The 9,162-nt window shown below is 38.5% G+C and carries 9 protein-coding genes; 7 read left to right on the forward strand and 2 right to left on the reverse strand.

Annotated elements, in window-relative coordinates; translation table 11 throughout:
• Together Q8907_08595 and Q8907_08600 are read right to left on the reverse strand one after the other, a co-directional pair.
• The coding region (locus Q8907_08595) for a thiamine pyrophosphate-dependent enzyme (protein ID MDP4274321.1) at nt 1–471 on the reverse strand (471 nt) is incomplete at its 3' end.
• A gap of 1 nt (nt 472) precedes the next feature.
• Nucleotides 473–2,317, reverse strand: coding sequence for a 2-oxoacid:acceptor oxidoreductase subunit alpha (locus Q8907_08600; protein ID MDP4274322.1), 1,845 nt, complete (start codon nt 2,315–2,317; stop codon nt 473–475).
• A gap of 247 nt (nt 2,318–2,564) precedes the next feature.
• Between Q8907_08600 and Q8907_08605 the strand changes: the two genes are divergently transcribed.
• From Q8907_08605 to miaA, 7 genes are all read left to right on the forward strand, one after another.
• Nucleotides 2,565–3,080, forward strand: coding sequence for a gamma carbonic anhydrase family protein (locus Q8907_08605; protein MDP4274323.1), 516 nt, complete (start codon nt 2,565–2,567; stop codon nt 3,078–3,080).
• 34 nt (nt 3,081–3,114) lie between these two features.
• Complete coding sequence (locus Q8907_08610; GenBank protein ID MDP4274324.1) at nt 3,115–3,657, forward strand: DUF4924 family protein; 543 nt, start codon at nt 3,115–3,117, stop codon at nt 3,655–3,657.
• A 186-nt stretch (nt 3,658–3,843) separates the two neighbouring features.
• The gene (locus Q8907_08615) at nt 3,844–5,160 is read left to right on the forward strand and encodes a leucine-rich repeat domain-containing protein (protein ID MDP4274325.1); all 1,317 of its coding nucleotides are present in this window, start codon (nt 3,844–3,846) and stop codon (nt 5,158–5,160) included.
• 118 nt (nt 5,161–5,278) lie between these two features.
• Nucleotides 5,279–5,854 (forward strand): hypothetical protein, encoded by a 576-nt coding sequence (locus Q8907_08620; protein MDP4274326.1) that lies wholly within the window; start codon nt 5,279–5,281, stop codon nt 5,852–5,854.
• Between the two features lie 172 nt (nt 5,855–6,026).
• A complete protein-coding gene (locus Q8907_08625) occupies nt 6,027–7,100 on the forward strand; it encodes an acyl-CoA reductase (protein ID MDP4274327.1) in 1,074 nt (357 codons plus the stop codon).
• A 12-nt stretch (nt 7,101–7,112) separates the two neighbouring features.
• The gene (locus Q8907_08630) at nt 7,113–7,736 is read left to right on the forward strand and encodes a hypothetical protein (GenBank protein ID MDP4274328.1); all 624 of its coding nucleotides are present in this window, start codon (nt 7,113–7,115) and stop codon (nt 7,734–7,736) included.
• A 10-nt stretch (nt 7,737–7,746) separates the two neighbouring features.
• Entirely contained in the window at nt 7,747–8,688 is a 942-nt protein-coding gene (miaA, locus tag Q8907_08635) for a tRNA (adenosine(37)-N6)-dimethylallyltransferase MiaA (GenBank protein MDP4274329.1), read from the forward strand.
• Nucleotides 8,689–9,162: the final 474 nt, after the last annotated feature.

A 9,162-nucleotide genomic window follows, 5' to 3' on the forward strand; every position in this document is an offset into this window, starting at 1 on the left:
CTGAGGGGAGGTTTTCGTAATTTGTCCCATGGGGGTGGTAGGGGAATACTGGCCTTTGGTCAGCGCATAAATCTGATTGTTGAATAGCAATAAATTTACATCCAGGTTTCTCCTGATCATGTGTATCAGGTGATTACCGCCTATAGCCATGGCATCGCCATCACCGGTGGCAAGCCATACGCTCAGATGAGGATTGGCAATTTTTACCCCGGTGGCTATTGCTGTGGCACGGCCATGAATGCCATGGATGCCGTAAGTGTTGAGGTAATATGGAAGTCTTGCTGCACATCCGATTCCAGATACCATCATGAAGTTCTCTTTTCTGTATCCTATCTTGGGAAATACCTTTTCCAGAGAAGCCAGGATGGCATGGGAACCGCAGCCGGGGCACCATTTTACCATCTGGTCGCTCATGAAATCTTCTTTGGTGAGTTCTACGCTCGAACGTTCTATAGTTTGATTTTGAAACATTTTATTTTTCCTCCAGTATTTTAGTGAATTCACTTACCAGTTCTGACACGGTAAAAGGTAATCCTTGAATTTTATTATATTGCAGATATTGATATTGTGGATGAAGTGCCCTGAGGTAACCGGCAAATTGCCCTGAATTTAATTCACAGACCACAATTTTCCTGAACTTTGAAAATACCTCCGGAGTGTTTTTGGGCAGAGGCATGATATATTCAAAATTTGTGTGGCTTATTTTAAGCCCTTTCTTTTGAAGTTCCAATACAGCTGATAGAACAGCTCCTTTTGTGCTGCCCCAGCTTACAACCAGCAAATCGCCTTCATCCGGGCCGCTTATTTCCTGCAAAGGAAGACTGTCAGCTATCTTGGCTATTTTTGCAGCCCTGAAATCCACCATTTTTTGATGATTTTGTGGATCGGTGGATACATTTCCGTAAATGTCTTCTTTTTCAAGGCCACCAACGCGGTGGCGCAGGCCTTCCATACCGGGTAAAGCCCATTGCCTTACAAAAGTCTTTTCATCCCTTCTGTAAGGTTTGTATTCCGGGTCATTGGGCTGGGCAAGGGGAGGAGTAATGGCGGGCATATCTGCCATTTTCGGTATTTTGAACAATTCGGAGCCGTTGGCCAGGAAACCGTCCATCAGTATGATAACCGGAGTCATGTGCTCCATGGCCACTTTGGCGGCCTGATAAGTGGCGTAAAAACATTGTGCCGAAGAGGAAGCCGCCATAACCATCAACGGGCATTCTCCATTTCTCCCGTATAATGCCTGCAGTAAATCGGATTGTTCGGATTTTGTTGGTAATCCTGTTGAAGGCCCTCCGCGCTGTACATCAACAACCACCAGCGGCAGCTCGGTCATGACCGCCAGTCCAAGGGCTTCGCTTTTCAGCGAAAATCCCGGGCCTGATGTGGAAGTTACAGCCAGTGATCCGGCATAGCTGGCCCCGATGGCCGAACAAACACCGGCTATTTCATCTTCCGCCTGGAAAACTTTTACGCCCAGCGATTTGTGTTTGGCCAGTTCGATAATGATGTCCGTGGCAGGGGTGATGGGGTAAGAGCCTAAAAACAATGGCCTTCCCGATTTTTCTGAAGCTGCAATCAATCCCCAGGCAGCTGCCATATCTCCGGTGACATTTCTGTATCTCCCCTTTTCCATCTCTGCGGGAGGTATTTCATAAGTGGTGGGGAATAATTTGGAATCCTGGGCATATTTATAGCCGGCTTCCAGGACTTTTTTATTTAATTCGGCAATTTCCGGTTTCTTGCTGAATTTTTTGTCTAAGGTATTATAGAGAATATCGAGTTTACTGTTAAACAGGAAACTGATTATCCCCAGGGCGTACATATTCTTGCTTTTTTCTGCAACCTTATTTTCAAAATTAAGCTTTTTCCCTGTTTCCAAGGCATGCGAGGACATGGGAACCTTAATCAGGCTGTAATTTTTTAAACTTCCATCTTCCAAGGGATTGGATTGATAATTGCAACTTCCCAAAGCTTTTTCGTCGAAAGTGTCTGAATCAACTATCAGTGTGCCTCCTTTTTTTGCCCATTTCAGATTGGCTTTAAGGGAGGCAGGATTCATCGCTACCAGGATATCGCATAAATCACCGGTGGTCCTTAATTTATACCTTCCTATGTGTGCTTGAAATCCCGATACTCCTGCAATGGTGTTATGTGGAGCCCTTATTTCGGCCGGATAGTCCGGAAAAGTTGAAATATCATTTCCCGATAATGCTGCTGATTCCGAAAAAATAGTACCTGTAAGCTGCATCCCATCTCCGGAATCCCCTACAAACTTGACAACTGCCTCTTCGATCACTTTCTTTTTTGAATTTTCCATAATGATATGGTTTTACATTTTTTTACAAATCATCAATTTCTTGATTTTTATCTGATTGGTTTGCAAAGTTTGAATTAAAAATTAGATATAAATTTTCTGTAAAATTACATTTTTTTGATTGGATGGGTATTATTTCCCTGATCAGCTTTTAAAAATTGACAGAAGAAACATGAATCAAGCATCAAATATTAGTCGTAAATTTGTACCCTTAAAGCATTATTGGTTTATCATGTAATTGAAATTTAAGATGGCATTAATTAAATCGGTGAGGGGATTAACCCCGAAAATTGGAGAAAATTGTTTTTTGGCTGAAAATGCCACTGTTGTCGGAGATGTGGTGATGGGCAATGATTGTAGTGTTTGGTTTAATGCGGTTATCCGTGGAGATGTAAATTCCATCCGTATAGGGAATAAGGTAAATATCCAGGATGGGGCTGTTTTACATTGTTTGTATCAAAAATCAAAAATAGAAATTGGCAATAATGTCTCCATTGGACACAATGTGGTTATTCACGGGGCAACAATCAAAGATAACGTTCTGATCGGCATGGGGGCTATTATATTGGATCATGCTGTGGTAAACGAAAATTCTATTATAGCAGCCGGAGCAGTTGTTCTTGATAGCGCTGTCATTGAGCCTGGAAGTATATATGCAGGGGTGCCTGCTAAAAAAGTAAAAGATATCAATCAGGAACAGATCAGTGAAATGATTAATAAAATAGCCGATAATTACCTGATGTACGCCAGTTGGTTTGATAAATAAGGTCGTTAAACGGTATTTTATATAGATTCGTATAATGTTTGTAGCCAGGGAAAAGAAAAAATCAAACATTGCCGAGTATGTTTTGTATATGTGGCAAATTGAAGATATGATCCGGGCTTGTGGCCTGGATATGGAAAAAATAGACAAGTTCATTGTTTCTCAATACATTCAGCCTCCGGAGACAAAGAAAGAGATTAGAGATTGGTACAGCGGGCTTGTTCAAATGATGCAGTCCGAGCAAATTCAGGAAAAGGGACATTTGCAGTTCCTGAAAAACACGGTGAATGACATGAATGACCTGCACCTGCGTTTATTGAATAATCCGGAAGAAATTAAGTATCACGAGCTGAATGGCTGGGCCAGGGCAAATATAGAAGTTTTAAGGAAAAAATCAGGCAGGGCCGGGATGACCGATATAGAAATTTGCCTGGATGGGCTTTATGGCATGCTTATGCTTAGGCTTCAAAAAAAGACGGTTTCGGTGGAGACTTCTGAGGCAATGTCTACTTTGAGCAACCTCCTTGCTTATCTTTCATTGAAATACCGCAATGTGGAACTAGGAAAGGATGAATGTTAAGCCTGTATTCCCTTCTGCTTTAAGTTAAGCAAGATGATGATGGAAAATATATTCAAGGTGAATCATTGATATTAATTGTTAATTACAAATACATATTTTTTTAGATTTTTATATCTTCTAAAAAATTGTTATTTTTAGTAATTCAATAAGTTTTAGTGTCTCTGCTCTTAAATATATATTTTAACAATGTATTCTTATAAAATTAAATACTTCCTTTTGCTGTTGTTGACTTTTCATCAGTTCAACCTGAACAGCCAGGTACTTAGTGATGAAGAATTAACCTCAACGCCGGTGTTTTATGTTATTCCACAGGATTCTTTTTCCAGGGTATACAAGATGGAACTTGAGGATATTTCAGGCATTCCGGCCGATATTGGCAAGTTATATAATTTACAGAGTTTGAAAATTTTCAGTGATGACTGGAACTGGCTACTGGATTCAATTCCAGAGTCACTCTATCATATAGGTAATTTGCAGAAACTGGAAATTACCCACAGTCAGCTTAAAAAGCTCAGCCCGTCAATCGCTTATCTTAAAAAGCTTCGGTATCTTTCGCTTGCAGGCAATCAGCTCACCTCCCTGCCAGATGATTTGGCAGGTTTGGATCAACTGAAAGTTTTAAAAATTGACGGTAAAATTCGAAAAGTCCCTGCTTCTCCTTCCCTTCAGGAATTAACCTGCTGTCTGGATGCTATTCACCATGGACTTCCGGAAGGAATTGGAAAATTAAGCAATTTAAAAAGGCTCATTATTGATTTTCCCGATGGTACTATAGATTTTTCTGATTTGTTCAGTGAATTGCAGAAATTGCCTGAGCTTAGAAGTTTAACACTAAACCTTAGGGGGGTCAATGATTCTATATTGGAAAGCCTTTCAAAATATACCAGACTGGAAGAACTGCAGCTGGAGGAAGCGGAAATCAATACTCCTGTGATTTCTAAATTTAAGTCCCTTCGCAGACTGGAGATCGGCTATGTTTATTCTTCGCCTCTTTATCAGCCTTCTGCTGTTTTTTATGAGAGCCTTAACCAACTTCCCTCTTTGAAACAATTTTCAACAGGATACAAAACTGCCGACCTGCAGTATTATAAAAGGATTCCACTGCTTTCGCTGAAAATTGAAAATGCCCAGGACATTGAGAATATAATCCTCAGGCTTTCGACAGTTAAAGGATTGACGGGACTTTACCTGCCTGAACTCTGTGAAACAATACCTGCATCAATAAATCAGCTCAGTCAGTTAAAGGAAATCGATTTGAGTCATAATTATTTTAAAGATTACAAACAGGTTTTTAAATTACTGTCACAACTCCGCTCGCTCGAAAAAATAACCATCTCCAATGACCAGCTGGTTCAATTTCCGGATGAGGTAAAAGATTTAAAGCAATTGAAATTTTTTTATGTTATAAACCAGAAACATGGAATTTATGATCCTATTAGTCAAAGTGAACAAGGACGGCTTAAAGGACTAATACCCAATTGCCAGATTTATTTTCAAAATTAAAAATTAATAATTTTTATAATTTTTATGATAGCGCTTTAAAAAATGCTTTACTTTTACTAATGATTTGGCTGAATGTAGCCATACATCTATTAAATAAAATGTTCTAATTCTAATTTTTATGAAGAAAATAACATTCACTGAAAATGAGATAAAAGAGCTGAAACAACACTATGAAGATTTGCTTCTGGAAACGCAGAAAAAAATTCAGGAAATTCAGGGTATTCTGGATCAAATCAATGGCGAATTATCCGGAACAGAAATATCTGAAGGATTGGCTGAGGGAGAAAAGAAAGTTAAGAGCATTGTACCAAAGAGAAAGTCAGCAAAAAGTGTTTCGAAATCTGGCTTTGTCGGTGAAGCCAAGCCTGTAACGCAGAGACAACCTTTTAACCATGCTGAAGTGGATTGGAAAACCTTGGATATAAAAGAGTATATTCTCGGTGTTTTCGATGACATGGAATTTCTATATATGGAAACAACGATGATTGACAAAGTCATGATGGATTTGAAAATTTCTGCCTATAGTTATGACATGGTAAAGGAAAAAATCACTGAGGCATTTGATGCCCTTACCCAGGCTGGTGTGTTGAAAACTTTTCTGCCTAAAAAGGCTGTAGATCCATATTATGGATTAAGTGAGTGGTTTGATGAAAGTGACTCTCCTAAAGTGGAATACAGGAAGAAATTGCTTTAAACTTTTATCCCATACTAACATGTAGGATTCTTGTCTCTGAGTTAAAAACAGAGGGTTTTCTGTTTTTTATAAAATAGAATTGACTTGATTTAATAGAATTGATTTTGCTTCGTAATTAATTTTTAAATTTGCCACATAAAAGATAGTCTGTTTTGTTTAGAGATTTTTGATGATGGATTTGGAAGGACGTATCGAAGCATTTACAATACTGGGGAGTTTTTTGCGTCAATTTGCTCCCGGTAAATTAACAAAGACTGCTACTTTGAAAAGGATCAATGATTTATATTATGATCCATTTGAGCAGCTCATAAGGCAATTGTACCTTTATAATGCCTGGTTCACTGAAGAAAATGTTCGTGAATCGATTAATGCAATAAGCAATAGTCTTACTCGCGAAAAAATTGATCACTGGCTCAAGCCTTATAGCCTTCCCGGAAGAAATCCAAGCCCAAAGAAGATCGCAGTGGTTATGGCCGGTAATATTCCCTTGGTCGGTTTTCATGACATGCTTTCGGTATTGATTTCGGGGAATGTGTTTATCGGAAAAACTTCAGCAAAGGATGAAAAGCTCATAAAAGCTGTGGCTGATGTCCTTATTGCAATAAATCCGGAATTTAAAAATCATATCTTTTTTGAGGACAATCAGCTCGGCGAATTTGATGCCGTAATTGCTACAGGAAGCGATAATACATCCAGGTATTTCGAATATTACTTTGGTAAGTATCCGCATCTGATCCGAAAAAACAGGAATTCTATAGCTGTGTTGAGTGGTCAGGAAACGCAGGATAAACTGAAAGCGCTGGGGGAGGATATTTTCTTGTATTTCGGGCTGGGTTGCAGAAATGTATCCAAACTTTTTGTCCCGGCAGCTTATAATTTCAACAGCTTTTTTCAATCCATTGAACATTATCAGTACCTTTACAACCATAATAAATATGCAAATAATTATGATTATAACAAATCAGTTTATTTGTTAAACCAAACCGCCCATTTAGATAATGGTTTTGTGCTGATTAAAGAGGACAAAGGTTTTTCTTCCCCTGTGGGTACAATATTTTATGAATGCTATTCGGATAAATTAAAATTATTTGAATATTTGCAATTCAACAAAGATAAAATTCAATGTGTGGTTTCAGACAATGGTTTTGTGCAGGAGAGTATATCATTTGGAATGGCGCAAAAGCCTGAGCTATGGGATTATGCCGATTGTGTTGATACTATAAAATTTTTAATAAATTTGAATTAAAATAAGCATTTTATGATTTATAAGTTTAGGCTCATATCAGATGAATCTGATGATTTTTTCAGAGACTTTGAAATTAGGGATACTCAGACTTTTTATGATTTTCATTCCGCTATTCAGCAGGAAATGGATTATGATCCTTCACAGGTGGCTTCTTTTTTCACCACCGACAGCAAGTGGAAGAGGAAAAAGGAAATTACCATGTTTGATCCTTCTGAGGAGGGGACCCGGTCTAAGTCTTTGGTTATGGATAAGGTGAAATTATCTGATTTTATCAAAACCAGGAAAGATAAGTTGGTTTATGTTTTTGATATGCTCTCGGACAGGTCTTTTTTTATTGAACTCATTGATGGGGATGCTGCCGAGAACAAAGGCGTTGCTTATCCCGTCTGCACAGACAGCAATGGGAATCCTCCCGAACAAATAGTCATGGAGGATAAGATGGCTAAGAAGAATGATTATGCGTTCAGCGATTTTACAAACGACGAAGTGGATGAAGAGGGTGAAGAGGAAGAGGATGTTCCTGAAGATTTTGATCCCAATTCCGATTTGGGCTTAGATACGGATATCAATCTTGACGACGATTTCGAAGATGACGGCTATTCTGGTAATTTTGATGATTATTACGATTACCGGTAATTGAGATTGAATGGATAAATTGTTGATCGTTGTTCTCGGGCCTACAGGTATTGGAAAAACGGATATTGGCATAGATTTGGCCCGACATTTTAATACCGGAATTATTTCTTCTGATTCCCGCCAGATGTACAGGGAATTGAAAATAGGTACTGCAAAACCTTCAGCCCAACAATTGGCTGAAGTAAAACATTATTTTATCGACAATTTATCCATTAATGATTATTATAATGCAAGCCTCTTTGAAGTTCAGGCTTTAGAGGTTTTGGACGGACTTTTCAAAACGAATAACTGTGCTTTGTTGGTAGGGGGATCAGGATTATATATCAATGCCTTATGCCAGGGCATTGATGATTTGCCTACAATTGATCCTGCAGTGAGGCAACAACTCCTCGACAAATTTCATCTCGAGGGCATTGAAGGTTTAAGGCTGCTGCTTAAAAATTATGACCCCGAATATTACGCCCAGGCCGATTTAAAAAACCATAAGCGTATTCTAAAGGCCCTTGAGGTTACTTTAATGACCGGGAAACCTTATTCTTCTTTTCTGACCAGGGAAAGGAAAAACAGGGATTTTAAAATTATTAAAATTGGGCTGAACCGCCCCCGCGAGGAACTGTATCAGATTATTGATTTAAGGGTTGATCAGATGATAGAAGCCGGTTTGGTGGACGAAGCCCGCAAATTCTTTCCCTATAGAAATTTGAATGCACTGAATACGGTCGGTTACAAAGAATTTTTCGAATATTTTGACCATAAAATTTCCCTGGAAACTGCTATATCCCTGATTAAACGTGATAGCCGGAGATATGCCAAAAGGCAGATCTCCTGGTTTATGCGTGACAAAGATATTACCTGGTTTCATCCCTCTCAAAAAGAAGAATTATTAAATTTTATTTTATCAGTTCAAAAGCAAAATACCGTGTTGGGCATTTACAGTAGACCATCTTCTTAATTATTTACGTTTGCTTCTGCCAACTGATTTGATGAAGCAATATTTTTGCAGACTTAGCCGAATATTCCGATATTATTTTGAGCTAATGTTGGGCTAAAGCCCAATAAATATCATTAAATGATCAGGATCCGTCATTTGAAGCTGACGGCAATGAAAGATAAAAATAAAGGCCATAAAAACTGAAATTGACGGCAATGAATTAAAAATCAAGGATTGTGTCAGCTGAAGCTGACGGCAATGAAAGCTAAAATTTAGGAGTATGAAAAGCCATATCAATTTTCCAAACCTAACAGGTTTTCAAAACCCGTTAGGTTTTATCTTCAGGGACTTATTGGTGCCCCGTTAACTTGGTGAGTAAAAATAAAAAATGGAACTCAATTTCCTGAATTCCATTTTTTTGTAGTTGTAATTTTTTATCCTTTTACAATGGTCTGATTTCTGTCCGGACCTACAGAAACAACTTTAATCGGAATA

This window comes from Bacteroidota bacterium (genome assembly GCA_030706565.1).
GTDB lineage: Bacteria > Bacteroidota > Bacteroidia > Bacteroidales > JAUZOH01 > JAUZOH01.

Bases quoted from the DNA above. Each gene is read 5' to 3' on its own strand.
- Q8907_08605 (MDP4274323.1), top strand. From the start codon at position 2,565: ATGGCATTAATTAAATCGGTGAGGGGATTAACCCCGAAAATTGGAGAA.
- Q8907_08610 (MDP4274324.1), top strand. From the start codon at position 3,115: ATGTTTGTAGCCAGGGAAAAGAAAAAATCAAACATTGCCGAGTATGTT.
- Q8907_08615 (MDP4274325.1), top strand. From the start codon at position 3,844: ATGTATTCTTATAAAATTAAATACTTCCTTTTGCTGTTGTTGACTTTT.
- Q8907_08625 (MDP4274327.1), top strand. From the start codon at position 6,027: ATGGATTTGGAAGGACGTATCGAAGCATTTACAATACTGGGGAGTTTT.
- miaA (MDP4274329.1), top strand. From the start codon at position 7,747: ATGGATAAATTGTTGATCGTTGTTCTCGGGCCTACAGGTATTGGAAAA.
- Q8907_08630 (MDP4274328.1), top strand. From the start codon at position 7,113: ATGATTTATAAGTTTAGGCTCATATCAGATGAATCTGATGATTTTTTC.
- Q8907_08620 (MDP4274326.1), top strand. From the start codon at position 5,279: ATGAAGAAAATAACATTCACTGAAAATGAGATAAAAGAGCTGAAACAA.
- Q8907_08600 (MDP4274322.1), bottom strand. From the start codon at position 2,317: ATGGAAAATTCAAAAAAGAAAGTGATCGAAGAGGCAGTTGTCAAGTTT.